The following is a 23,328-nucleotide window of genomic DNA, read 5'->3' as shown; positions in this document are numbered from 1 at the left end:
TATTTCAAAGCACGGGTTCGGCGAGCACACAACGGTAGCTGTGCCCACCCAGGTTTCGATGGGGTGGCGGTGTTGCGGCGCAGGTGGATCGGGCCTGCCGGCAGCGCGGATGGAAGGCACAGCCGCCTGGCAGTTCCAAGGGGCTGGGTGGCTCACCCGGCAAGGGTTCGCTCGCCAAAGGCCGATGGGGGTCGATATGCGGGATCGACTGGATCAGCGCAGCGGTATAGGGATGGCGTGGGGCACCGAACACCGCATCGGTAGGCCCTTGCTCGACGATCTGCCCCAGATACATCACCGCCACCCGGCTGCACAGGCGCTGGACGATCGCCAGGTCGTGGGCGATGAACAGGATCGCCAGATTCATGCGCTCGCGCAGCTCCAGCAGCAGGTTGATGATCTGCCCCTGGATGGACACGTCCAGCGCCGCCACGCATTCATCGGCGACGATCAAGCGCGGTTCCACTGCCAGCGCCCGGGCGATCCCCACACGCTGGCACTGGCCGCCACTGAGCTCGCCCGGCTTGCGCCCGGCCAGTTCAGGGCGCAGCCCGACCAGGGTCAGCAACTCGTCGACCCGGCGCGCAATCAACGGCGCCGCGATCACGCCCTGTACCCGCAGCACTTCGGCTATGGCCTGGCCGATGCTCAGGCGTGGGTTGAGCGCGGCATAGGGGTCCTGGAAGATCATCGCGGTCTGCCGGCGCAGGTGCTGGATATCCGGCTTGCGGCCGCGTGTCACGTCCACGCCATCGAACAGCACCTGGCCTGCGTGGATGTCATTCAGGCGCAGGATGGCGCGGCCCAAGGTGCTCTTGCCGCTGCCCGACTCGCCCACCAGCCCCAGGATTTCCCCGGGGGCAAGGTGCAGCGACACCCCGTTGACCGCTTGCAGCCACTGAGGCTTGAAACCGAACAAACCCGTGCCGGGAGCGGCGAAGCGCACCTCTAGGTCCTTCACTTGCAGCAGGTTCATGACGGGCTTCCAGCCAGCAAGGGGTAATGACAGGCCACCCGCGTGCCCTGCCCCAGGGCTTGCATGTCCGGCAGCGCCTGCGCGCAACGGCTGCCCGGCTGGAGGCAACGGGGATTGAAACGGCAACCCGCCGGCAGGGCATCGAGCAACGGCGGCTGGCCGGCGATGGTACGCAGCCGGGCTTCACCGGCGCCATGGGTCGGCTGGCAACCGATCAGCGCCGCGGTATAGGGATGTCGTGGATGGGCCAGCAGCGCCTGCTTGTCGCCGTGTTCGCAGAGTCGACCGGCGTACATCACCGCGATGGCATCGCAGGTCTGGGCGACCACGCCCAGGTCGTGGGTGATCATGATGATCGACAGCCCATGCCGGTCGCGCAGGTCCAGCAGCAGGCGCAGGATCTGCGCCTGCACGGTGACGTCCAGGGCCGTGGTCGGCTCGTCGGCGATCAGCACCTGGGGATTGCAGCCCAGGGCCACGGCGATCATCGCTCGCTGGCGCATGCCGCCGGAAAACTCGTGGGGGTAGCTGTCGACCCGCCGCTGCGGGTCGGGAATGCCTACCTGGCGCAGCACATCGATGGCCTTGGCCCGCGCCTCGCGCCTGGAGGCGCCCTGGTGCAGGCGGATACCCTCGGATATCTGCTCGCCGATGCGCATCAGCGGGTCGAGATGACTGCTGGGGTTCTGGAAGATCATCCCCAGGCGCCGACCGCGCACACTGCGCATACCGCCCTCATCCAGTTGCAGCAAGTCCTGGCCGGCCAGTTGCACGGCCTTGCCCTGGACCCGCAGGTTGGTCGCCGGCAACAGGCGCATCAGCGCCCGGCAGGCCATGGTCTTGCCCGAGCCGCTCTCGCCCACCAGGCCAAGGATCTCGCCCTCGGCCAGGTCGAATGACAAGCGATCCACCAGGGTGACCTCACGGCCATCGTTGTGGGCGATCACGCTGAGTTCTTCGACACGCAATACCGGCGAGCTCATGGGCGCCCCCCGAAGTGCTCGGCGACGCCGTCGGCCAACAGGCTGAAGCCCATGGCCAGGGTGACGATGGCCAATCCCGGGAAAGTGCAGAGCCACCAGGCCGAGGTGATGAAGCTCTGGCCCTCGGCGACCATGGTGCCCCACTCCGCAGTAGGTGGTTGCACACCAAGGCCCAGGTAGCTGACCGCTGCGCCATTGAGCAGCACCAGCACCGCGTCGGACATGGAGAACACGATCGAGCCGAACAGCGCATTGGGCAGCAAATGGCGGAACAGGATGCGCCCATGGCCGAACCCCAGGCTCTTGGCCGCCAGGACGAAATCGCTGTGCTTGAGCACCAGGATCTGCGAGCGGATCAGCCGCGCGTAGGACACCCAGCCCACCAGGGCCATGGCGATGTAGAAGTTGCTCAGGCCCGGCCCGAGGATGGCCATGATCGCCAGCATCAGCACCAGGAACGGGAAGGCCAGGATCACATCGATCAAGCGCATGCACACCGTGTCGAAACGCCCGCCGATATAACCTGCCAAGGCGCCGATGCAAGTGCCGATGAGGAACGGGAACAACACGCCGATCACCGCCAGCTGCAAGTCGACGCGCGCGCCCCAGATCACCCGGGAGAGAATATCGCGCCCGAAGTTGTCGGTGCCAAAGGGATGGGCCAGGCTCGGCGCCAACAGGCGGATATCGGTGTTCTGCGCGATCGGGTCGAAAGGCGCGACCCACGGCGCGCAGAGCGCCAGCAGCAACCAGCCGCCGACGATGGCCAGGCCCAGCACCGTGGCCAACCGGCCATTGCGCAAGCCCAGGCCCAGGCGCCCGGCGGGGATCGAGGCCTGGACGCTCATCGCATGTTCACCCGGGGATCGATCGCCACCGTCACCACGTCGGCGAGGAAGTTGACCAGCACCGTGGCGCAGGCCAGCACCATGGCCACGCCCTGCACCACCATGTAGTCACGGGTGAAGATGCCACGCACCAGCAACTGGCCGATGCCGGGAATGGCGAACAGGCTTTCGATGACCACCGTGCCGCTGATCAGCCAGCCGATGTTCACCGCCAGCAGGTTGACCGCCGGCACCAGCGAGTTGGGCAAGACATGCCGGCGAAAGATCGCCCCTTCGGACAAGCCTCGGGCCCGGGCAGCAGTGGCGTGGTCGGCCTGCAGCTCCATGAGCATGCTGGCCCGCAGGTTGCGCACCAGCACCGCCGATAGCGCCAGGGCAATGGTCAGGCACGGCAGGACCATGTGGTGCAGCTTGTCGGCCAGGGTGCGGCCATAACCCGAGACCGGGAACAGCCCCAACTGCACGCTCAACAGCAGGATCAGCATGATCCCCAGCCAGAACGCCGGCATGCCGAGGCCGGCGGTGGTGAACAGGCGGATCAGGTGGTCGCTCCAGCCGCCCTTGTTGCGCGCCGCCAGCGTGGCCAGGGGAATGGCGATCAACAGCGCCAGCACCACGCTGCCGGACACCAGCAACAGCGTCGGCTCGATGCGGCTGGCAATCAGCTTGAGGGCATCGACCTTGTACAGCAGCGACTGGCCGAGATCGCCCTTGAGCAGGTTCTTGAGGAAATAGAAGTACTGCAGCCACAACGGCTGGTCGAGGCCGTACTGGGCACGGATCTTGATCAACGCATCCGGGGTGCTGCGCGAGCCCAGCAACGCCCGTGCCGGGTCGCCAGGAATCGAGCGCACCAGCACGAAGGTGATCAGGCTGATGCCGAACAACACCGGCAACAGCTGCAGCGGGCGCGACAGGATGAAGCGATAACGCGCCAGGTTCATGCACTAGCTCCGGTGGCGCTGCAGAAAGTCCAGCAACACCGGGAAGTAGGCCTGGGGTTCTTCGTAGAACGGCATATGGCTGCTGTTGGGGAAGACATGCAACTGGGCATCCTTGAGCGCCATCTTCATGCGCATGGCGCAGGCCGGGGTCAGCTCGTCGTGCTGGCCGGTGGTGATCAGTACCGGCATCTGGAAGCTGGCCATCTCCTGGATGCGGTTCCAGTCCTTGAGATTACCGGTATAGAGGAATTCGTTGGGGCCCTGCATGGTGACGTACGGCCCCATGTTCCAGTCGCCCAGGGAACGGTTCACCGGTGCCGGCCATTGGTCCAGGCGGCACACGTGCCGGTAGTTGAGCAGGGTGACCGCGGCCTGGTACTGGGGATGATCCAGGGTGCCCATGGCCTCGTGGCGCTGCATCATGGCCACGGTCTCGCTGCCCAGGGCGCTGCGCAGGCGCTCCAGTTCCAGGGACAGGTGCGGCAGGTCGCCGGCGGTGTTCTCCAGAATCAGGGTCTTGAGGGCCTGGGGATGATGGATAGCGTATTCGATCCCCAGCCAGCCACCCCAGGAATGCCCCAGCAGGTGGACCTGGCCCAGCTCCAGGGTCTGGCGCACGGTCTCCACCTCGGCCACATAGCGGCCGATATCCCACAGCGTCGGATCGGTGGGCCGGTCCGAGGCGCCGGTGCCCAGCTGGTCGAAGGCAATCACCCGCAACCCATGCTCCTTGAGCCAGCCATGGCTATCGCGCAGGTAATCGCAGGGCAGGCCCGGGCCGCCGTTCAGGCACAACAGCACCTCATCGCCTTCGCCAAAGCCATAGGCCACCAGTTTGTGACCATCGACTTGCACTTCGTATCGCTGGTCTGGCTCGACTTCACGCCACATCCTTGTTCTCCATCTGGTCAATGCCCTTTTGGCGAAACCTTACCGAGGAAGCCGTACGTCCATAACCTAGTATTTCCTATAGGTTTGGTCTGGCAGTCCTTTGTCCGGGCGTGGCATTCTACCGGCCCGATTTCAGGATTGAAATTGCCAAGGGAGCTGAATGGATGCAGACCAAGCTGTCTGATTTCAATGCCCGTCTCGTGTCCGGCAGGAGCCTGGACGAACAGATGGACAACGTATTGCGCATGGCCCAGGCGCTGGGCTTCGATGCCCTGGTCTACGACTACAGTCCGGTACCGCTGGACCACGAGGGCATATTGCTCACCCCCTCGGTGGTCAGGCTGCGCAACACCCCCGATGACTGGCAGTCGCTCTGGTGCCAGGAAGGCTTCTACCAGATCGATCCCGTCCAGCACGTGGCGGTCGATGCCGTTTCCCCTTTTGCCTGGTCCTATCGCCCGGAAGACGAGACGGTGCTGCAGCGGTTCATGGACCGCAACCATGCGCCCGTGATCAGCTACCTGCATGATTCGCAGATGACTTGCGGGGTCACGGTGCCGATCCACCTGCCCAAGGGCGGTTTCGCCACCCTGACGGGGCTGCGCTCGGACACCAGCGCCAGTTCCCTCGCCGATGCCCGCCAGGCCCTGGGGGATTTCACCCTGATCTCCCACGCCCTGCAGGAGGCGGCCTTCCCGCTGCTGGCCAAGGAGTCCCCGGCCTGCCGGATCCACCTGACCAAACGCGAGCGCGAGTGCCTGAAACTCGCGGCCGACGGGCTGACGGCGGCCGAAATCGCCAGCCGCCTGAACCGCTCGCTGGCCACCATCACCCTGCACCTGACCTCGGCGATGCACAAGCTGGGTGCCAAGAACCGGGTCCAGGCCGTGGTCAGGGCGACCCACTACCGCCTCCTGGATAGCTGAGCCGGCAAAAACCTATCTGTTTCTCTAGTTATCCCGGTGACCGCGTCCCGGTATCTTGTGTTGCAGGGTTTTTCACAGAGCGGCATGAAATGGAATTTCTCGCAACACGCGAAGGCTTTGCATCTTTTGGTCCCTATCAGACCTGGTATCGCATCACCGGCGACCTGGACAGCGGCTACACGCCGCTGGTGATCATCCATGGCGGCCCGGGCTGCACGCACGACTACCTCGACGCCTTCAGCGATATCGCCAGCAGCGGGCGCCCGGTGATCCACTACGACCAACTGGGCAACGGCCACTCGACCCACCTGCCGGAAAAAGACCCTGCGTTCTGGAACCTGCAACTGTTCCTCGAAGAACTGGACAACCTGCTCGACCACCTGCGTATCAGCAACGACTACGCGCTGCTGGGGCAGTCCTGGGGCGGCATGCTGGCCAGCGCCCATGCGGCCCGGCAGCCGGCCGGCCTGCGCGCGCTGATCGTCGCCAACTCCCCGGCGGACATGCGCACCTGGGTCGAGGAGGCCAATCGCCTGCGCCAGCTCCTGCCAGAGGATGTGCAGCAGACGCTGCTCGAGCACGAGCGGGTCGGTAACTACGGGGCCGCCGAATACCTCGCCGCATCACGGGTGTTCTACGACCGCCATGTGTGCCGGATCAGCCCCTGGCCGGACGAAGTGGCGCGCACCTTCGCCCAAGTCGATGCCGACCCGACCGTCTACCACGCCATGACCGGCCCCAACGAATTCCACATCATCGGCAACACCAAGGACCTGTCCATCGTCGATGGCCTGCACCGGATCAAGGTGCCGACCCTGTTGATTTCCGGGCGCCACGACGAAGCCACGCCAACCGTGGTCAAGCCGTTCCTGGATCTCGTGCCGGATATTCGCTGGGCGCTGTTCGAAGCCTCCAGCCACATGCCCCACATCGAGGAGCGCATGGCCTGCATGGGCACCGTGGTGAAATTCCTCGACGAATCCCTGGCCCGCTGATTTCCCCCTCGCCCCAGGCCTCCCGCGGCCTGGGCTGGCAGGCGCCGGGGCTCAGCGCTCGGACATCACCACCATCACCTCGGCGTCTTCCACGCCTTCGGCCAGGTAGATATGGCCGATGCTGCTGTTGAAGTAGGCGGTTTCCTGCGGCCCGATGCTCACCTGCTCCCCCGTCTCGAACTGGATGCGCACCCGCCCGGACAGCACCAGGGCGAACTCCTGCCCGGGGTGGCGGATGTAGTCCTCGAACTGCTGCAGCTCACGGGCGAAGATCCGCGCATACATGGGCGTCATGTTGCGCCCGGGAAAGTCGCCGGCCATGGGGTGGTAATCATAGTTGCCGGTGCTGTAGCCCGGGGCATCGGCGATGGTGGTGCTGACCACCGTGGGCTGCACCGCCCGGCTGGCCATGGCCGACGGGGCGAACAGCTGGGCGATGTCCACACCCAGGGCCCGGGCCGCCGCCGCGAGCTTTTCATAACTCACCGAAACCTGGGCCAGCTCCATTTTCGACAAGGTCGACAGCGCCACGCCGGAGCGCTCCGAGAGCTGCTTGAGGGTCAGTTTCTGCGCCTTGCGGATGCTGCGCAGGCGCGCCCCGACCTGGGTCCGGTCGGTCAGTGGATGGGCGGGGGAGCACGAGGCGGGCTGGGCTCGGTCGGCACTCATGGAGGCTCTCTGTCAGGCGGATAAGGACTGCCGCGACAGGAGCCGGGGCCAATGGCGAAATATTACCCCATGATTCCCGGTTGACTGGAAAATTCTCATATCTTAGATTTCTCGTATGCGAGAATTTATCTCGCAGCCCTTTTCCGGACAATGAAGGTAGTTCGCCATGCACGACACCCAATGCTTCGATTTCGTCATCATCGGCGGCGGTATCGCCGGAGCCTCCCTGGCCTACCGCCTGGCCGGCCAGGCCAGCGTGCTGGTGCTGGAACGCGAATCGCAGCCGGGCTATCACGCCACCGGGCGCTCGGCGGCGATGTTCATGGAGGCCTACGGCACCCCGCAGATCCAGGCCCTGACCCGCGCCAGCCGGGTCTTCTATCAACGGCCTCCGGAAGGCTTCTGCGAGCACCCGCTGCTCGAACCCCGGGGTTGCCTGTACGTCGCCAACCACGAACAGCTGGATCAATTGCAGCAGACCTACGACGAAACCCGCGCCCGCTCGGCCAATGTGCGCCTGATCGACGCCGACCAGGCCCAGGCGCTGGTGCCCTGCCTGCGTCCCGAGGCCATCGCTGGCGCCATGCTGGAAACCGCTGCCCAGGACCTGGACGTGCACGCCCTGCATCAGGGCTTCCTGCGGGCCATGCGCCGAGCCGGCGGGGTCTTGCAGTGCGACGCGCAGATAGTCGAGGCCACCCGCGAAGACCGCCAATGGCTCCTCAGGCTCAAGGATGGCCGGCAGGTGCAGGCCCGCAGCCTGGTGAACGCCGCCGGCGCCTGGGCCGACGAAGTGGCCCGGTTGTGCGGCGTGGCGCCCGTGGGCCTGCAACCTTGCCGGCGCAGCGCCTTCACCTTCGAAGGTCCGCAAGACACCGACTTCAGCCGCTGGCCGGCAGTGATCGGCATCGACGAAAGCTTCTACTTCAAGCCCGATGCCGGCCAGCTGCTCGGCTCCCCGGCCAACGCCGACCCGGTGCCGCCCCAGGACGTGATGCCCGAGGAGCTGGACATCGCCACCGGCATCTACCACATCCAGAACGCCACCTCGCTGAACATCCGCCGTCCGCGCCACAGCTGGGCCGGCCTGCGCTCCTTCGTCGCCGATGGCGACCTGGTGGTGGGCTGGGACGACGACCGCGAAGGCTTCTTCTGGCTCGCGGCCCAGGGCGGCTACGGCATCCAGTCGGCCGCCGGTGTCTCGCAACTGGCCTGTGCCCTGTTGCTCGGCCAACCGGTCCCCGAAGAACTGCTGGGCCAGGGCGTCGACCCGCAGCGCCTGGCCCCGGCACGCTTGCGTTAATCCAAACCCCGTCCACGAGGAATACTCCATGTCCAACGAAATCCAGCGTTACCCCAGCTCCCTGCCCCTGCCCTTCTCCAGGGCGATCCGGGTCGGCGGCTTCCTGTTTCTCTCCGGGCAGATCCCCATGAGCGCCGAAGGCGAAGTGGTACGTGGCGATATTCGCGTCCAGACCGACGCGGCCATGCAGCGCATCGGCGACACCCTGGCCGAGTGCGGCGCGAGCTTCGACCAGGTGGTGAAAAGCACCGTCTGGATCACCGACATGCAGCACTTCGCCGGCTTCAACGAGGTGTACCAGGGCTACTTCAAGAACGGTTTCCCGGTGCGCTCCACGGTCGCTGCGCAACTGGCGCTGGGCGTGGACGTAGAGATCGAAGTCCAGGTCTGGGTCGGGGACAACTGAGCCACCCGCCCAACCTTCAAGTGCGATGCCCAGGATGACCACGGCCCTCCAGCGCCGTGGCGTCCTCCTTACATAACAAGAACAATCCGAGGCCAATCGTCATGAAAGAAAGTCTGAAGATCGCCGGCGCCTTCGTCGGTGTGATTGTCGGGGCGGGGTTCGCCTCCGGCCGGGAGCTGCTGCTGATGTTCGTCGACTTCGGCGTCTGGGGCCTGCTCGGGGCCGTGGTCAGCGCCGCGCTGTTCACCTTCCTCGGCATGGCCCTGGCCAGCCTGGGCAGCCGCTTGCGGGCTGCCTCGCACAAGGACGTGGTGCATGCCTTGTGCGGCCGGCACCTGGGCGCCCTGGTGGACCTGATGATCACCTTCTTCATGTTCGCCGTGACCGTGGTCATGCTCGCCGGCGGCGGCGCCCTGCTGGAGCAGCAGTTTGGCATCCCGGCCATCACCGGCAGCGTGCTGGTGACCCTGGTGGTGGTGGCCATCGTCTGCCTGGACGTGCACAAGGTGATCGGCATGATCGGCGCGGTGACCCCGTTCCTCATCATCACCGCCGTGGGCATCGCCCTGTACGGCGCCGCGACCCGCCACCTGGACTTCGAGCAGCTCGACCACCTGGCCAGCCAGCAACAGGCCGGGGCCAGCCACTGGCTGCTGGGCGCCCTGCTCTACGTCTCCTACAACATCGTCGCCGGGGTGCCGATCCTGGCGATCATGGGTGGTGCGGCCAAGGGTGAGAAACAGGCGATGTGGGGCGGCATCCTTGGTGGCGCCTTGCTGGGCGTCTTGATGCTGGTGATGAGCCTGGGCCTGCTGTCGCGCCTGGACAGCGTGGCGCAGTTGCCAATGCCGATGCTGTCGATCGCCAGCGAAGTCTCGCCGACCCTGGGCCTGCTGATGGCGCTGATCATCTTCTGCATGATCCTCAACACTGCCGTCGGCACCCTCTACTCCTTCTCCGCCCGCCTGCTGCCCGCCGGCACCCGGCAGTTCCGCATCGGCTCGATCCTGGCCGGGGCCCTGGCCTTCGTCGGCAGCCTGGTGGGCTTCATCAGCCTGGTGGGCCAGGTCTACCCGTTCTTCGGCTACCTGGGGTTCCTGCTGATCGCCGCCGTGGTGATCGGCTGGCTGCGCCCACGGCGGCTGGCGCTGGCGTAAGGCACCAGCTCGGATAGGCTCGGTACAAGCCACAAAAGCCCGGCCTGAACCGACAGCGGGTGCCCGAAGGCACCCGCTGTCTCGTTGCGCCAGGCAGCCCTACGGCTGAACCGGCTCGGCCTGCGCCAGGGCATGCACCGAGCCACCGGCCAGCTTGCGCAGGGTCACGTAGAACACCGGGGTCAGGAACAAGCCCAGGAGCGTCACCCCCAGCATGCCGAAGAACACCGTAATCCCGGTGGCAGCGCGAATCTCGCTACCGGCGCCCGTACCGATCAGCAACGGCACCGCCCCGGCGATGAAGGCCACCGAAGTCATGACGATCGGCCGCAGACGCAGGCGGCAGGCCTCCAGCGCCGCGTCGACGATACCCCAGCCCTGGGCTTCCAGCTCCCGGGCGAACTCGACGATGAGGATCGCGTTCTTGCAGGCCAGGCCCATCAGCACTACCAGCCCGACCTGGACGAACACGTTGTTGTCGCCACCGCTGAGCCATACCCCGCTCAGCGCCGCCAGCATGCACACCGGCACGATCAGGATCACCGCCAGGGGCAGGGTCCAGCTTTCATAGAGCGCCGCCAGCACCAGGAACACCAGCATCACCGCAAGGGGGAAGACCACCAGCGCCGCATGGCTCTGGGTCACCTGTTGATAACTCAGGTCGGTCCACTCCAGGACGATGCCCTTGGGCAGCACCTGGTCGGCGATCTCCTGCAACTTGACCAGGGCCTGGGCCGAGGACAGCTGCTTGGGGTTGGCATCGCCGATCATCCCCGCCGCCGGGTAGCCGTTGTAGCGCACCACCGGGTCCGGGCCGAAGGTGTGGGTGACGGTGATCATCGCTGCCAGCGGCACCATCTCGCCCCGGTCGTTGCGTACCCGCAGCGCGCCGATGTCCTCGGCGCTCTGGCGATAACGGGCGTCGGCCTGGGCCATCACCCGGTACACCCGCCCGAACAGGTTGAAGTCATTGACGTAGGCCGAGCCCAGGTAGACCTGCAAGGTGTTGAACACATCGCTCAGGGCCACGCCCTGGGCCTTGGCCTTGACCCGGTCGACCTGCACCTCCAGCTGGGGAATGTTGGCCTGGTAGGAGCTCACCGGGAAGCTCATGCCCGGGGTCCGGGCCACGGCTGCCTGGAAGGCGCTCATGGCCCCTTGCAGGGCGCCGTAGCCCAGGCCCTCGCGATCCTCCAGGTACAGGGCGTAGCCCGAGCCGTTGCCCAGGCCCTGGATCGGCGGCGGCAACAGCGCATAGGCGAAGCCTTCATGCAGTTGCGACAGCTTGGCGTTGAGCTCGGCGTTGATCTGCGCGGCGCTGCGGGTGCGCTGGTCGAACGGCTTGAGGATGATGTACGCCGCCATCACGTTGGGCGTATTCACCCCCTGCAAGGCATTCAGGCCACTGAAGGCCGGCGCCATGTCCACGCCTTCCACGCTCAGGGCGGTATCGATGACCTTGCGCGTCAGCTCGTCGGTGCGCGACAGCGACGATCCCTCGGGCAGCTTGGTGCCGGCGAACAGGTAGAGCTTGTCCTGGGTCGGGATGAAACCGCCGGGCACGATCTGGAACAGCCAGACCGTGGCCACCAGCAACAGGCCGTAGATCGCAAAGACACTGCCGCGATGACGCAGGATCCCGGTGACCGATCCCTGGTAGCGCTCGGAGCTGCGATTGAAGAAGCGGTTGAAGACCTTGAAGAAGCCGCCCAGCAGGCGCTGGATCAAGCGTTCCAGGGGGTCCTTGGGGGCATCGTGGGGCTTGAGCAGCTTGGCCGCCAGCGCCGGCGACAGGGTCAGCGAGTTGATCGCCGAGATCACCGTGGAGATGGCGATGGTCACCGCGAACTGCTTGTAGAACTGCCCGGTGACGCCCGAGAGGAAGGCCATGGGCACGAACACCGCGCACAGCACCAGGGCGATGGCGACGATCGGCCCGGAGACCTCCTTCATCGCCCGGTGCGCGGCCTCCCGCGGGCGCAGGCCCTGGGCGATGAAGCGCTCGACGTTCTCCACCACCACGATGGCGTCGTCCACCACGATGCCGATGGCCAGCACCATGCCGAACAGCGTCAGGGTGTTGATCGAGTACCCCAGCAGGTAGAGCCAGGCGAAGGTGCCGATGATCGACACCGGCACCGCCAGCAGCGGGATGATCGAAGCCCGCCAGGTCTGCAGGAACACGATCACCACCAGCACCACCAGGATCACTGCCTCGATCAAGGTGTGCTGCACTGCGGCGATGGACTCGCGGACGAACACCGTCGGGTCCCAGATCGCCTTGTAGGCCACGTCCTCGGGGAAGGTCTGCGCCAGCTCGTCGAACTTGGCATAGACCGCATCGGCCACTTGCAGGGCGTTGGCCCCCGGCAGCAGGAAGATGCCCACGGTGGCCTGCTCCTTGCCGTCCAGGGAGGCACGCAGGGTGTAGTCGCCAGCCCCCAGCTCGATGCGCGCCACGTCGGACAACCGCACCACCTGGCCGTCCCTGCCGGACTTGAGCACGATATCGCCGAACTCCTGCTCGCTGCGCAGGCGTCCGCGAACGTTGATCGACAACAGGAAATCGGCCTTCTGCGGCGATGGTTCGGCCCCCAGCTGGCCCGCCGAGACCTGCACGTTCTGCTCGCGCACGGCGCTCAGCACGTCGGCCGCCGTCAACCCGCGAGACGCCAAAGCATCGGGGTCCAGCCACAGGCGCATGGCGTAGTCACCGGAGCCATAGACCCCGACATCACCGATGCCGGGCAGGCGCGACAGCGCATCCTTGACGTGCAGGGTCAGGTAGTTGCGCAAGTACAGCGAGTCGTAGTGGCCTTCCTTGGAATACAGGCTGACGTACATCAGCGGGGTCGGCGACTGCTTCTGGGTGGTGACGCCGTATTGCCGCACCTCCTCTGGCAAGCGTGACAACGCCTGGCTGACGCGGTTCTGCACCCGCACTGCGGCGGCGTCCGGATCGATGCCGGGGCTGAAGGTCACGGTCAGGGCCAGGGTGCCGTTGGAGCCGGCCACCGACTTCATGTACATGATGCCTTCGACGCCGTTGATCGCCTCCTCCAGGGGCACCGCCACCGACTCGGCGATTTCCTTGGGGTTGGCGCCGGGATAGGTGGCGCGGACCATGACGCTGGGCGGCACCACCTCGGGGTATTCCCCGGAGGGCAGCAGCGGGATCGAGATCAGCCCCAGGGCGAAAATGATGATCGACAAGACAATGGCGAAGATCGGCCGGTCGATGAAGAACTTCGAGAAATCCATGTTCCGTCTCCGTCAGTGGGCCGACAACGCCGGGGCATCAGGACTCAACGACGGCTTCGCGACGGGCGGCGCCACCTCCTTGGGGCGGATCGGCATGCCGGGATAGAAGATCTTCTGCGCGCCGCTGACCACCACCTGGTCGCCTGGGGCCAGGCCCGAATCGATCACCCGCAAGCCATCGAGCAAGCGCCCGAGGGTCACGTCCTTGCGCACGGCCTTGTCCTCCGGGCCCAGCACATACACGTACTTGCGGTTCTGGTCGGTGAGGATCGCGCGATCGTCCACCAGCAGCGCCTGGGTTTCCCCGGCGCCCTCCAGGCGCACCCGCGCATACAGCCCGGGGGTCAGCTTGCCGTCGGGGTTGGGCAGTACCGCCCGGGCGCGGATGGTGCCGGTGGTGGCATCCACCCGGTTATCCAGGAAGTCCACCTGGCCACTGAAGGGAAAACTGTCGCGCTGGCTGGCCAGGCCGACCCGCACCTGATGGGCCAGCCCCGGGCGGGCACCCGCCACGGCCTGGTCGCTGTAACGCAGGAAGCTGTGCTCGTCGGCATCGAAGTAGACGTATATCGGGTCCTGGGACACCACCGTGGTCAACACTGTCTGGTCGGCCTGGGCCAGGTTGCCGGCGGTGATCTGCGCCCGCCCGGCGCGCCCGGCGAACGGCGCCCGCACCTGGGTGAACCCCAGGTTGAGCCGGGCCATGGCGACATCGGCGATGGCCGCATTGACCTGGGCCTGGCCCTGGCCCAGGGAGGCGCTGCGGATATCGCCCTCCTCGCGAGAAATCGCCGCCTGGCGAACCAGCGCCTGGCCGCGCTGGTCCTGGGCCTTGGCCAGGCGCAGCGAAGCCTGGGCCTGCTGCAGGCGCGCCTCGGCGCTGGCCAGGGCCTCGCGGTAAGGCCGCGGATCGATCTCGAACAGCACCTGGCCCTGGCGCACCTGTTCACCATCACGAAACGCCACCCGATCGACATAACCGCTGACCCGTGGCCGCAGGTCGACGGTGTCCACCGCACTGATGCGCCCATTGAACTGGTCCCACTCGCGGATACTGCGCAAGGCCAGGGTACTGACCTCCACCTCCGGAGCCTGCGCCGCCGGGGGCGCCTTGCTTTCACCACAGGCCGCCAAGGCCAGAACCACGCCGTACAACGCCACACCTCGCGATACACCACGGGCCCGGTAGAGAACTCGCTGGGCTGAATTCACGAACATGCACTCCCCGACAATCGAACATTGGTTTTTTTGCTGCCGGCACGGTACAAGTTAAAGTCAACTTTAAGTAAAGCCCTCCCAGGAGCGAGCATGTATTCCCAAGGCGATCCTCACCTGACCATCACCGAAATCGCCCGACGCAGCGGAGTCAACGCCTCGGCGCTGCGTTTCTACGAGTCCCGCGGGCTGATCAATTCAGCCCGTTCCGGCAGCGGCCACCGGCGCTATCCACGCTCGGTGCTGCGGCGCGTGGCCTACATAGTGTTCGCCCAGCGGGTAGGCTTCTCCCTGGAGGAAATCAGCGAGCAGCTCGACGGCCTGCCCAACAACCACGCCCCCATGGGCGAAGACTGGCAACGCCTGTCCGCCACCTGGAAAGCCCGGGTGCAACAGCGCATCGCCGAGCTGGAACGGCTGAACATGAGCCTGGAGGAATGCATCGGCTGCGGCTGCATGTCCATGGACCATTGCAAGATGAACAACCCGGGGGATATCTACTCGCGCAACGGCTGCGGCGCCCGGCGCTGGATCGGCGACGAGAAGATCGATGTGGAGGAATTGCGGGGGGAAGCTTGAGTTTCTGGCAGCTCAGTGGCTAGCGGGGCTGCCAGCGTGTGCCTGGAGCTAGCCGAAGGTTCTCATGAACGGCTCGGCACACTGCCTGATTGCGGCGACGACCTGCGGTGCTTGTTCAACCCACTCTGGCGAACGGGCCAACACCCGCTCCACAACTTGTAGCTGCTCGCGAATGACCTCTTCGGGCCGCGCTACATCACAGACCCTGGCAAATTCCAGCAAGCCTTGGCGCGAAGAGAACAGAGACTTGTTGCCAAGCAGATCCAGTGCAAGGAAATCTTCCGGAATGTACGCGGTGGTATTGACGATGTCGTAGGCCGGCGCAAGCCGTGCGTTGCGCTGGGTAGGATCGGAGTACAACAGGCCAAAATTCTTCAGGTGGGCATCGCCATTACCCACGATGCAACTCAGGCTTACCATGGCAAACAACTGGTCTAGCGAGCCCCGCACGTGCTCGGGCGCACAGAACAGGCGGACTGCCTTGGCAATCGCCGAATAACTCTTGCTGTACTTCTGTTCGGTGCCCAACCCCATCAGCGCAGCCATGTCCTCGAACCCCAGAGGGTCGAGCCGCTCGTCCCGATCGAAGCGACGCATGACGAACAATTTGCCGTTGGCGGATAGATAGAACTCCGGAACCGCAATCCCCGCCTCCCGGGCCATGGACATGCAAAGAAATTCGTTGATCGCCAGCCCTGGATACTCATCCCGGCCACTTTTGATGATCAAGTCGGAAGTCTTCGAGGTAAAACGCGCTGGCATGGCGTCCTGCTGCTCAGGCACCAGCACCTTGGGCTGAACACCCGAGATACCGGCGCGCAGGATGTAGCGATCCACCAGGCCAGCGAAAATATCCTCGGTACCGTCCCAGGCCAGGATTTCCTCAAGCCGTTCTCCGGCAAACTGCTGGCGTTGCAAGAGCGCATCGATTTCAGGGGAGTGCACCATTACCCGGCCGATGGGAGAACTGCTGCCAGACAGGGCCAACAGCAACATGGGATCGATGCTCACCAACTTGGCCAGACGGTTGCGCAACTGCTCCAGAACATAACCTTCCGGCAGGTTCATCTGGAAAATCGGGTGCAGTTCGCGGTAGCGGTATTCCTCCAGGCGCACAGGCATCAACAGACTGATAGCGGCCTGGGCCACGGCGTCTTCGTGGTAGCGAAACAGATAGTCCCCGGCGGTATTGAAGACCTTTCCGCTCCCACCCTCTGGCGTTGCGACTTGCAGCATGGCCGGCATCACTCGAACACTCCCTGGATCTCGTCCAACGTGGGCATGGCGGCAGGCATCAGAGTGAACTCACAGTCCAGAGCTGCCAGTACTCGTGCGTACGCCATCATGCCCACCGACAAATCGCCCCTTTCGATGGTTATGACTTTCTGCCGGGTAATGCCCGCCAAGGAGGCCAAGCTGGCCTGGGTCAACCCGCGGTTCAGGCGGCGCTGGCGAATCTGCTCACCTAGACGCAATGTGATGAGTGCATGATCCATGTTCTATATACGTAACAATCAGATATTAAAGTAACGTATACATTACCTACGAAAAAATCAAAGCGACTCCGACCAGTTGCATTCGAGGCCCAGGAAAAGCGGCTTCTGACCATCGGCGATACGGATTCCAGCCGCTATTGCTGACTTCTACGAACAACTGTATTGAGCATACCTGCCTGTTTCCCCCAGGCCGCGCCACGTACCTTGGCCCCACTGCAACCTGCCAAGGACTTTCCCATGTTCAATCGCTTGATCCTGCCCTTCACCCTGGTGTTTTCCATCGGTGCGGCCCATGCCGCCGATACCCAGAAGTGGTACCCCTCCAAATACGGCGCGCAAGACGAGATCGGCGCGGTCAACCTGCTGGATGCCCAATCGGTGCTCGATGCCGCGAAGCTGATCAAGACCGGCAAGACCTACCCGCTGGCGGTGCCCATCGACAAGAACCTGCCGGCCTTCCGCCACCGCAGCTTCCACCTGACCAACGTGCAACCCGGCGAAGCCGGCGGTACCTCCCTGGGGCCCAACAAGTTCACCTTCAACGATGAACTGGTGGTGGGCTGGACCGGGGTCGGCACCCAGCTCAACGGGATCGGCCACATCGGTATCGACAACGTCTACTACAACGGCAATCGCGCGGCGGACTTCGTCAGCGTCGAGGGCGTGAAGAAGCTCGGCATCGAGAAAGTGCCGCCGATCGTGACCCGGGGCGTGGTGCTGGACATGACCGCCGTCTACGGCAAGGCCATAGTCCCGGAGAAGACCGAGTTCACCGTCGCTGACATCCAGAAAGCCCTGGACCTGCAGGGCGTCAGCATCCGCAAGGGTGACGTGGTGCTGTTCAACACCGGCTGGCTGGAGCTGATCGGCAAGGACAACCAGAAATTCCTCGCGGTCGAGCCCGGTATCGGCATGGAGGCCGCCAAGTGGCTGGTGGACAAGCAGATCGTGGCCTTCGGCGGCGACACCTGGGCCTCGGAAATCTACCCGGCCAAAGATGGCCAGGAGTTCCCGGTCAACCAGTACATGCTGGCCAAGAACGGCATCTACAACCTGGAGCTGATCGACAGCCGGGCGCTGGTCCGGGACAAGGCCTGGGAGTTCATGTTCGTCCTCGGCCAACCGCTGTACAAAGGCTCGACCCAGGTCAACATCAACCCGGTGGCGATCCACTGATCGGCTGACCCGGATACGACCCGGCCGCGCCCTCCCCGGAAGGCGCGGCTTTTTTATCGCCCTTCCTCAAAGCGGGCGCTCCATGACCAGGGTCCGCTCCTCGCCGTCGAACTGCTCGCGCACCGTGCGAAACCCCAGGCGCGCATAAAAACCTTCGGCAGTGATCGAGGCCGGGACGATCAACGACTGCTCGCCGGCCTCCCTGGCCGCCTGCTGCAAGACGGTCATCAGGTGCCGGCCGACACCGCGCTTATGCCAGGAGGGCTCGACGAACATGGTACGCACCACGTTGGCGTCCAGGCTGGCGGTGCCCACCAGCACGCCATCGACCCAGGCGACGAACATCCGTCGGCGCTGCATCAGCTGCAGCACTCCGGCGGCGGTGAAACTGTGCCGGACCCGCTCGATCACGCTTGCCGGGTAATCCCGGGCATTGCTGGTGAGCAGCGCCGCCAGTATCACCTGGCTGATCCGCGTGGCATCGGTCGCTGCGGCTTCCCGTACCTGACACTGCATCTGCATGAGCGCTCCCTGGCTGGCCCTGATCAAAGGGCCAAATTACGTTGTGGCGCGCCGGCTGCCAAGGCGCTAGGGCAACTTGAACACCAGGCAGGAATTATCGTTCAAGCGCCCCTCGTACACCGGCTGCAGGTGCTCCAGCGCGGTGCCCTGGAGTTGTCCGCGCTCCTTGCGCGCGACGATCACCCAAGAGCCATGGGGCAGCCGATCCAGTTGTTGCACGGCGTCGTCCATGACGAACAGCGGTCGTTCGTCATAGTCCAGGTTCATCATGTAGCGCACCGCCCAGGTGTCCTGGCCGAGGTTGAAGAACACCAGCGGCCCGGGCCGCTCGGCCCGCAAGCGCTCGACCTGGGAGACGAAGCCCTGGGTATCGAACTGCAAGTCCTTGGCCGGATCCACCACCGATACCAGCAGCAGCCATTGCGCCGCCAGGGCCAGGCCACTGAGCAACACCAGGCGGCGTCCCCGGTCTGCCATGGTGCGCCGCCAGTGGTACAACGCCAGCGCTTGCAGCAAGGCGAAGATGACGACCAGCAACGGCATCGACACCGGCGGCCAGTAGCCGTGCTTGTGCCAGCTATGGCGCAGGACGAACAGCACCACGACGCACAGCCCCGGCAACAAGGCCACCAGCCACTGGTAGCCCTGGCCCACGCGGGCCAGCCATCCCTTGGCGTTGAGCAAGCCGTAGGCCGCCACGGCAGCGAACATCGGCACCATGGGCAGGATGTAATAGGCGCGCTTGAAACTCGGCACAGAAAGCCCGAACAAGATCATCAGGCCACAAGCCCCCAGGCGCAGCACCAGTTGCAACTGCGCATCGACATGGCGTTGGGCCCACTGGCGCCGTAGCACCCAGAGCGTGGCCAGGGCCAGGGGCACGACCGGAAAGTAACGGTACAGCGACAGCTGAAAGTAGAAGTAGAACGGCTCGCCGCTCTCATCCAGGCGCCCACGCACCTGCATGCCGTAGACCTGCTGGACAAAACCGTCACCGCCACTGATATAGGCAAGCTTCATCAGCAGCCACCAGCAGCCGGCCAGCAGCGCCAGCCCCGCGATGCCGTAACCCACTACACGCATGAACATCGCCTTGCGCGCTTCTGGGGTACGAGCATCGCCCAGCAACCAGTAGAAGCAGATCACGCCACACACCTCCACCAACCCCAGGGGCCCGCGGATGGCGAAAGCCAGCACCAGCAGCGGCAACACCGCCAGTTGTCGCCACCGCGAGCCCAGCTGCTCGCCGGAGTGCAGCAGGTAGAAGGCGCCCAGGCACAACAGGGAAATCATCTGGTCCAGGCAAACCGAACGCGACTTGTCGAGCAACTGGCTGGTCAGCGCCGTGAGCAGTACCGAAAGCAGGGCCCAGGTCCGCCCCTGGGGCGCCAGCAAACGATATAGCAGGGCCAGCACCCCGGCCGACGCCAGGGCCGTGGGCAGGATATTGGCCAGATGGTTGGGGGCGCCGAACACCTGGGCGAACAGGTAGCTGAAAAAAGACGCAGTCCCCAGGTAGTCCGGATAGGGCTGGCCATAGGTGGTGGGAAACAAACTGGCGCCGTGACGGAACATCTCCTGCAGAAACAGCGCCCAACGCCCATCGAAGCCCTGGGGCTGCTCGTCCCAGATGCCCCAGGTGAACAACACCAGCGCCACCAGGTATACCGCCCAGGACTCTGCACCGAAACGCTTTTCTCGAACCATCTTCGCTCTACCAGAAAGTGCCGGTGCCTGGGCTCGGCGGGAGGCAGGCAATGTTGCCGGAGCGGACACTGAACAGTGCCTGAACGAGCTTTTGAAAATCGCGGTGCTTCGTCAGCGGGCCAGCGCCAACTGGCGCCAGCGCACCTGGCCCACCACCAGCGCCAGCAGCACCAGGGCCATGGACAATCCGTCGTCCAGACTGATGCCTTGGCCCAGCAACAACATCGAGCCTGCGGTACCGAACAGTGGAATCAACAGCGACAAGGGCGCCACCCGTGACACCGGGTACTCGCGCAGCAGCAGGTTCCACCCCCAGTAGCAGAAGTGCGTCGCGACATAGACCTGGAACAACAGCGACAGCACAGCGCTCCAGCGGAACGGCCCAAGCACTTGCACGAAGGGCGCCGGGCCATGGACCAGCCAGGTCAGCACCAGCAACGGCAGCGGCGCGAAGAGACTGGCCCAGACCACGAAGGCGAATACCTCGCGCACCCCGCAGCGCTTGATGATCACGTTGCCCAGGCTCCAGCTGAAAGCGCTGGCCAATAGCAAACCATAGCCCAGGCTGGTGGCCTGCCCGGGGCTGGAACCGATGATCCTCAGCAGGCCCCAAAGGGCGATCGCCATGGCCAGCCACTGTGCCGGGCGCAAGCGTTCGCCGAACAGCAGGGCTCCCCAGCCCAGGGAAAAGAACGCGCTGAACTGGATCAGCAAGGATGCGGTACCAGGGGCGACGCCCTGGTCGATCCCCAGGTTGATCAACGCCCACATGGCCACGCCGAAGATCAATCCGTAGGCCACCAGCCAACCCAGGGCCACCTGTGGCCGTGGCACCAGGAACACCCAGGGCAACGCCGCCAGGGTGAAACGCAGGGCCGTGAGCAGCAATGGGTCGATGCTCGCCAATCCGAGCTTGGTGATGGGAAAGTTCAAGCCCCACAAGGCCGTCACCAGCAAGGCCAGGAGCAAGTGTTTGTTCTGCATGTCGCACGATCCGTGGAAAGCGGCCGCGGGCCAATCCCCGACCGGGCAGGCACTATCCCCTGCGGCCCGCTGGCCCGCTTGCAGTATCAGGTCATATACCAGTAGATTCGGGCCATGCCACCAATCACCCTCGACCCCTACCAGGATTCCCCCCGGGATGCGCTGGTCACCGCCATCGACTACCAGGACGGACAGCACTTTGCCGAGCACCAACATCGGCGTGGGCAGTTCGCCTACGCCGCTTGCGGGGTGATCAGCGTATTCACCGACCAGGGCAACTGGGTGGTGCCGCCACGCCGGGCGATCTGGGTTCCCGCCGAAGTGCCCCACGCCATGCACATGAGCGGCCCGGTACTGATGCTCAACACCTATGTCCACCCGCAGGCTGCGCAACGCCTGGGCCTGCCGGGGCATTGCCAGGTGCTGGAGGTTTCCGAGCTGCTGCGCCAGTTGCTGCTGCGTGCCGTGGACATTCCCGCGCACTACGCCACCGAGGGGGCCCACGAGCAGTTGATGGGCCTGCTGCTGCACGAGATCGCGGCCATGGCGCCGCTGTCGCTCAACGCCCCGCTTCCCACCGAGCCACGCCTGATGAAGGCCTGCCGCACGCTGCTGGAACGGCCGTCGCTGCAATGGCCACTGGATGAAATGGCCCAACGGGCCGGCATGAGCCGCCGCACCTTCACCCGCCTGTTCCGCCAGCACACCGGCATCAGCTTCGTGGAATGGCGCCAGCAAGCCTGCCTGTTGGCCGCGGTGGTGCGCCTGGGCAATGGCGAGTCCGTGACCCGGGTGGCCATGGACCTGGGCTATAGCAGCCCGAGCGCCTTCACCGGGGTGTTTCGCAAGCTCCTGGGGCAGGCACCCAGTCGCTACTTCGCCCGGGACCGGGCTTGAAAGGCCGCAGGCCCGGCAGTTGAACTGCCAGGCCCGGCCTGCGAGATCCGCGCTACAGGAACACGGCGGACAACATGCCCAGCGCGCCCAGGCAGAAGCCGATCAGCGCACCGCGCCCGGGCATCTGCTGGAACAGCGCCCAGATCACCAGCGGTTCCAGGAGCAGCAGCGAAGTCACCGAGACCACGGTGACGATCCAGATATCCCCCACCGCCATGTATCCCAGCCAGTAGGCCGCCAGCAGGCAAAGGCCGCCCAGGCACATGATCAGCACCGGCACCAAGAGCCCGCTGCTCCCCGTGTTGCCGGCATGGGCCAGCCGCGCGACCACCACTTCACTGTAGATGGCGCAGAACTCGCCCAGCACCATCAGCCCTACAGCAGAAACTCCGAGTAATTCTTTGGACATGAAACAAACCCCTTCGTATTGAGAGCCCGATTTTTCAGCTCCCAGGCATTGATCGCTCCGTTGACGGAGCCGGCATGGCAATGCACAGGGGTACGGGGCAACTCGGTTACGTTGAGGAACTTGATCATCTCCATCTCCTTTGGGGTGGGCTAAGCACAAGGCCCGCGGCAAGGTCGGCGGGTCGTCACCTGTATAGAGTATTTCGGCGATAGCTGTCATCCACCACCGGCAAGCGCCCCACACAAAACCCACACAAACTCCACTCAGCACCGCCGCCGCCGTCGATAACCTTGGACCGATCATCAACAGCTGGAAACGGACCCTTCCCATGCCTCATAACTCCCCGGCCATTCGCAGCGTGCAACCGCTGCAATGGTTCGCCACCTACTTCATCGGTATTGCAGCACTGGCCCTGGCGGTGGTGGTGTTGTGCTCGCTGCTGATCCTGGCCAGCAGCAGCGCATCGCTGTGGACGACCTTCACCGATATCTTCTCCATCGCGCTGCAGGCGATGCTGTTGATCACCGTGGTGGTCAGCATCCTGGCCGCCCTGCCCTGCGCGCTGTTCTTCTGGCTGGCCCAGCGCTTCGCCTGGCGCAACGTGCTGATCTATCTGTTCTGCGGCATCCTCGGCTCGCTGCCGACCATGCCGGTGGTGGCCAGCATGTTCTCGAGCAGCTTCTTCACCGACCCGCCCGAGGTCGAGCCCAAAGCAGGCGAGCTTGAAGACTACTTGGTCATGGCGCCGCTGTTCACAGGCTCCGGGGCCTTCCTGGGGGCGGTGTTCTGGTGGCGCACCGGGCGTCACCTGCGCCGAGCCTCGGCCTGATCGAATCCGGCTTCTCAGCGGTCGACACCGTCCTGTCGTGTCGGCCACCCGCTTGCCCGGCTGCCCGCTTGCTCCCAGCCACCAACAGCTGAACCCGCGGAGCGGCCTGGCGCCCGCTCTGCTCCAGCGGGGCACGGCACCAAAACCCTCCACTT

Annotated in this window: 23 protein-coding genes; 9 read left to right on the top strand and 14 right to left on the bottom strand. The window is 65.0% G+C overall.

Annotation, left to right across the window (positions count from 1 at the left end; translation table 11 throughout):
- Positions 1-4: 4 nt before the first annotated feature.
- The 5 genes from C4K40_RS04020 to C4K40_RS04000 are packed head-to-tail and all read right to left on the bottom strand — an operon-like array spanning position 5 to position 4,642.
- Positions 5-976, bottom strand: coding sequence for an ABC transporter ATP-binding protein (locus C4K40_RS04020; RefSeq protein ID WP_053136879.1), 972 nt, complete (start codon positions 974-976; stop codon positions 5-7).
- On the bottom strand, positions 973-1,959 hold the full coding sequence (locus tag C4K40_RS04015; RefSeq protein ID WP_053136877.1) for an ABC transporter ATP-binding protein: 987 nt from the start codon (positions 1,957-1,959) through the stop codon (positions 973-975). Before C4K40_RS04015 ends, C4K40_RS04020 begins: the two co-directional genes overlap by 4 nt.
- Entirely contained in the window at positions 1,956-2,807 is an 852-nt protein-coding gene (locus tag C4K40_RS04010) for an ABC transporter permease (protein ID WP_053136874.1), read from the bottom strand. Before C4K40_RS04010 ends, C4K40_RS04015 begins: the two co-directional genes overlap by 4 nt.
- On the bottom strand, positions 2,804-3,751 hold the full coding sequence (locus C4K40_RS04005) for an ABC transporter permease (protein WP_053136871.1): 948 nt from the start codon (positions 3,749-3,751) through the stop codon (positions 2,804-2,806). The genes C4K40_RS04010 and C4K40_RS04005 overlap by 4 nt, the downstream gene beginning before the upstream one ends.
- Before the next feature lie 3 nt (positions 3,752-3,754).
- A complete protein-coding gene (locus C4K40_RS04000; RefSeq protein WP_053136868.1) occupies positions 3,755-4,642 on the bottom strand; it encodes a proline iminopeptidase-family hydrolase in 888 nt (295 codons plus the stop codon).
- Between the two features lie 164 nt (positions 4,643-4,806).
- Here C4K40_RS04000 and C4K40_RS03995 point away from each other — a divergent pair, with 164 nt between their 5' ends.
- A complete protein-coding gene (locus C4K40_RS03995; RefSeq protein ID WP_022638990.1) occupies positions 4,807-5,568 on the top strand; it encodes a LuxR family transcriptional regulator in 762 nt (253 codons plus the stop codon).
- Positions 5,569-5,657: 89 nt separating this feature from the next.
- Complete coding sequence (locus C4K40_RS03990) at positions 5,658-6,563, top strand: proline iminopeptidase-family hydrolase (protein ID WP_053136865.1); 906 nt, start codon at positions 5,658-5,660, stop codon at positions 6,561-6,563.
- 51 nt (positions 6,564-6,614) lie between these two features.
- Here the strand turns inward: C4K40_RS03990 and C4K40_RS03985 are convergent, their stop codons facing one another.
- Positions 6,615-7,232: a helix-turn-helix domain-containing protein gene (locus tag C4K40_RS03985; protein ID WP_022638988.1), complete on the bottom strand. Its 618-nt coding sequence runs from the start codon at positions 7,230-7,232 to the stop codon at positions 6,615-6,617.
- A 166-nt stretch (positions 7,233-7,398) separates the two neighbouring features.
- On the opposite strand from C4K40_RS03985, the gene C4K40_RS03980 reads away from it, so the two are divergent.
- The 3 genes from C4K40_RS03980 to C4K40_RS03970 all read left to right on the top strand — a co-directional run bounded on the left by C4K40_RS03980 (position 7,399) and on the right by C4K40_RS03970 (position 10,098).
- Entirely contained in the window at positions 7,399-8,535 is a 1,137-nt protein-coding gene (locus tag C4K40_RS03980; RefSeq protein ID WP_053136861.1) for an FAD-binding oxidoreductase, read from the top strand.
- A gap of 28 nt (positions 8,536-8,563) precedes the next feature.
- Positions 8,564-8,941: a RidA family protein gene (locus tag C4K40_RS03975; RefSeq protein ID WP_022638986.1), complete on the top strand. Its 378-nt coding sequence runs from the start codon at positions 8,564-8,566 to the stop codon at positions 8,939-8,941.
- Positions 8,942-9,042: 101 nt separating this feature from the next.
- The gene (locus C4K40_RS03970; RefSeq protein WP_053136859.1) at positions 9,043-10,098 is read left to right on the top strand and encodes a hypothetical protein; all 1,056 of its coding nucleotides are present in this window, start codon (positions 9,043-9,045) and stop codon (positions 10,096-10,098) included.
- 99 nt (positions 10,099-10,197) lie between these two features.
- Here the strand turns inward: C4K40_RS03970 and C4K40_RS03965 are convergent, their stop codons facing one another.
- A complete protein-coding gene (locus C4K40_RS03965; RefSeq protein ID WP_022638983.1) occupies positions 10,198-13,359 on the bottom strand; it encodes an efflux RND transporter permease subunit in 3,162 nt (1,053 codons plus the stop codon).
- A 12-nt stretch (positions 13,360-13,371) separates the two neighbouring features.
- The gene (locus C4K40_RS03960) at positions 13,372-14,571 is read right to left on the bottom strand and encodes an efflux RND transporter periplasmic adaptor subunit (RefSeq protein ID WP_235777270.1); all 1,200 of its coding nucleotides are present in this window, start codon (positions 14,569-14,571) and stop codon (positions 13,372-13,374) included.
- Between the two features lie 96 nt (positions 14,572-14,667).
- Between C4K40_RS03960 and soxR the strand changes: the two genes are divergently transcribed.
- Positions 14,668-15,153: a redox-sensitive transcriptional activator SoxR gene (soxR, locus tag C4K40_RS03955; protein ID WP_022638981.1), complete on the top strand. Its 486-nt coding sequence runs from the start codon at positions 14,668-14,670 to the stop codon at positions 15,151-15,153.
- Positions 15,154-15,201: 48 nt separating this feature from the next.
- Here the strand turns inward: soxR and C4K40_RS03950 are convergent, their stop codons facing one another.
- Both C4K40_RS03950 and C4K40_RS03945 read right to left on the bottom strand, forming a co-directional pair.
- Positions 15,202-16,398 carry a type II toxin-antitoxin system HipA family toxin gene (locus C4K40_RS03950; protein WP_053136854.1) on the bottom strand — a complete coding sequence of 399 codons (1,197 nt, stop codon included), beginning with the start codon at positions 16,396-16,398 and terminating at the stop codon, positions 15,202-15,204.
- A complete protein-coding gene (locus tag C4K40_RS03945) occupies positions 16,398-16,649 on the bottom strand; it encodes a helix-turn-helix transcriptional regulator (RefSeq protein WP_022638979.1) in 252 nt (83 codons plus the stop codon). Before C4K40_RS03945 ends, C4K40_RS03950 begins: the two co-directional genes overlap by 1 nt.
- Positions 16,650-16,886: 237 nt before the next feature.
- Between C4K40_RS03945 and C4K40_RS03940 the strand changes: the two genes are divergently transcribed.
- The gene (locus C4K40_RS03940; protein ID WP_022638978.1) at positions 16,887-17,825 is read left to right on the top strand and encodes a cyclase family protein; all 939 of its coding nucleotides are present in this window, start codon (positions 16,887-16,889) and stop codon (positions 17,823-17,825) included.
- A 66-nt stretch (positions 17,826-17,891) separates the two neighbouring features.
- Here the strand turns inward: C4K40_RS03940 and C4K40_RS03935 are convergent, their stop codons facing one another.
- From C4K40_RS03935 to C4K40_RS03925, 3 genes are all read right to left on the bottom strand, one after another.
- Entirely contained in the window at positions 17,892-18,341 is a 450-nt protein-coding gene (locus C4K40_RS03935; protein ID WP_031319931.1) for a GNAT family N-acetyltransferase, read from the bottom strand.
- A gap of 72 nt (positions 18,342-18,413) precedes the next feature.
- Positions 18,414-20,054, bottom strand: coding sequence for a glycosyltransferase family 39 protein (locus C4K40_RS03930; protein WP_053136850.1), 1,641 nt, complete (start codon positions 20,052-20,054; stop codon positions 18,414-18,416).
- 111 nt (positions 20,055-20,165) lie between these two features.
- A complete protein-coding gene (locus tag C4K40_RS03925) occupies positions 20,166-21,038 on the bottom strand; it encodes an EamA family transporter (RefSeq protein WP_022638975.1) in 873 nt (290 codons plus the stop codon).
- A gap of 114 nt (positions 21,039-21,152) precedes the next feature.
- Here C4K40_RS03925 and C4K40_RS03920 point away from each other — a divergent pair, with 114 nt between their 5' ends.
- Positions 21,153-21,935: a helix-turn-helix transcriptional regulator gene (locus tag C4K40_RS03920; protein ID WP_053136847.1), complete on the top strand. Its 783-nt coding sequence runs from the start codon at positions 21,153-21,155 to the stop codon at positions 21,933-21,935.
- Between the two features lie 52 nt (positions 21,936-21,987).
- Here C4K40_RS03920 and C4K40_RS03915 read toward each other — a convergent pair whose 3' ends face one another.
- The gene (locus C4K40_RS03915) at positions 21,988-22,305 is read right to left on the bottom strand and encodes a hypothetical protein (protein ID WP_022638973.1); all 318 of its coding nucleotides are present in this window, start codon (positions 22,303-22,305) and stop codon (positions 21,988-21,990) included.
- A 367-nt stretch (positions 22,306-22,672) separates the two neighbouring features.
- On the opposite strand from C4K40_RS03915, the gene C4K40_RS03910 reads away from it, so the two are divergent.
- A complete protein-coding gene (locus C4K40_RS03910) occupies positions 22,673-23,173 on the top strand; it encodes a hypothetical protein (protein ID WP_172681683.1) in 501 nt (166 codons plus the stop codon).
- Positions 23,174-23,328 lie beyond the last annotated feature (155 nt).

The organism is Pseudomonas sp. CMR5c (genome assembly GCF_003850545.1).
Taxonomy (GTDB): domain Bacteria; phylum Pseudomonadota; class Gammaproteobacteria; order Pseudomonadales; family Pseudomonadaceae; genus Aquipseudomonas; species Aquipseudomonas piscis.
The sequence above is the reverse complement of the archived record's forward strand: the minus strand, read 5'-3'. Positions and strand labels throughout refer to the sequence as shown.

Coding starts and splice junctions, on each gene's coding strand:
- C4K40_RS03995 (WP_022638990.1), top strand. CDS start 4,807: ATGCAGACCAAGCTGTCTGATTTCAATGCCCGTCTCGTGTCCGGCAGG.
- C4K40_RS03990 (WP_053136865.1), top strand. CDS start 5,658: ATGGAATTTCTCGCAACACGCGAAGGCTTTGCATCTTTTGGTCCCTAT.
- C4K40_RS03925 (WP_022638975.1), bottom strand. CDS start 21,038: ATGCAGAACAAACACTTGCTCCTGGCCTTGCTGGTGACGGCCTTGTGG.
- C4K40_RS04010 (WP_053136874.1), bottom strand. CDS start 2,807: ATGAGCGTCCAGGCCTCGATCCCCGCCGGGCGCCTGGGCCTGGGCTTG.
- C4K40_RS03965 (WP_022638983.1), bottom strand. CDS start 13,359: ATGGATTTCTCGAAGTTCTTCATCGACCGGCCGATCTTCGCCATTGTC.
- C4K40_RS03910 (WP_172681683.1), top strand. CDS start 22,673: ATGCCTCATAACTCCCCGGCCATTCGCAGCGTGCAACCGCTGCAATGG.
- C4K40_RS03950 (WP_053136854.1), bottom strand. CDS start 16,398: ATGCCGGCCATGCTGCAAGTCGCAACGCCAGAGGGTGGGAGCGGAAAG.
- C4K40_RS03985 (WP_022638988.1), bottom strand. CDS start 7,232: ATGAGTGCCGACCGAGCCCAGCCCGCCTCGTGCTCCCCCGCCCATCCA.
- C4K40_RS03940 (WP_022638978.1), top strand. CDS start 16,887: ATGTTCAATCGCTTGATCCTGCCCTTCACCCTGGTGTTTTCCATCGGT.
- C4K40_RS03920 (WP_053136847.1), top strand. CDS start 21,153: ATGCCACCAATCACCCTCGACCCCTACCAGGATTCCCCCCGGGATGCG.
- C4K40_RS03975 (WP_022638986.1), top strand. CDS start 8,564: ATGTCCAACGAAATCCAGCGTTACCCCAGCTCCCTGCCCCTGCCCTTC.
- C4K40_RS03915 (WP_022638973.1), bottom strand. CDS start 22,305: ATGGTGCTGGGCGAGTTCTGCGCCATCTACAGTGAAGTGGTGGTCGCG.
- C4K40_RS04020 (WP_053136879.1), bottom strand. CDS start 976: ATGAACCTGCTGCAAGTGAAGGACCTAGAGGTGCGCTTCGCCGCTCCC.
- soxR (WP_022638981.1), top strand. CDS start 14,668: ATGTATTCCCAAGGCGATCCTCACCTGACCATCACCGAAATCGCCCGA.
- C4K40_RS04015 (WP_053136877.1), bottom strand. CDS start 1,959: ATGAGCTCGCCGGTATTGCGTGTCGAAGAACTCAGCGTGATCGCCCAC.
- C4K40_RS03980 (WP_053136861.1), top strand. CDS start 7,399: ATGCACGACACCCAATGCTTCGATTTCGTCATCATCGGCGGCGGTATC.
- C4K40_RS03930 (WP_053136850.1), bottom strand. CDS start 20,054: ATGGTTCGAGAAAAGCGTTTCGGTGCAGAGTCCTGGGCGGTATACCTG.
- C4K40_RS03970 (WP_053136859.1), top strand. CDS start 9,043: ATGAAAGAAAGTCTGAAGATCGCCGGCGCCTTCGTCGGTGTGATTGTC.
- C4K40_RS04000 (WP_053136868.1), bottom strand. CDS start 4,642: ATGTGGCGTGAAGTCGAGCCAGACCAGCGATACGAAGTGCAAGTCGAT.
- C4K40_RS03945 (WP_022638979.1), bottom strand. CDS start 16,649: ATGGATCATGCACTCATCACATTGCGTCTAGGTGAGCAGATTCGCCAG.
- C4K40_RS04005 (WP_053136871.1), bottom strand. CDS start 3,751: ATGAACCTGGCGCGTTATCGCTTCATCCTGTCGCGCCCGCTGCAGCTG.
- C4K40_RS03935 (WP_031319931.1), bottom strand. CDS start 18,341: ATGCAGTGTCAGGTACGGGAAGCCGCAGCGACCGATGCCACGCGGATC.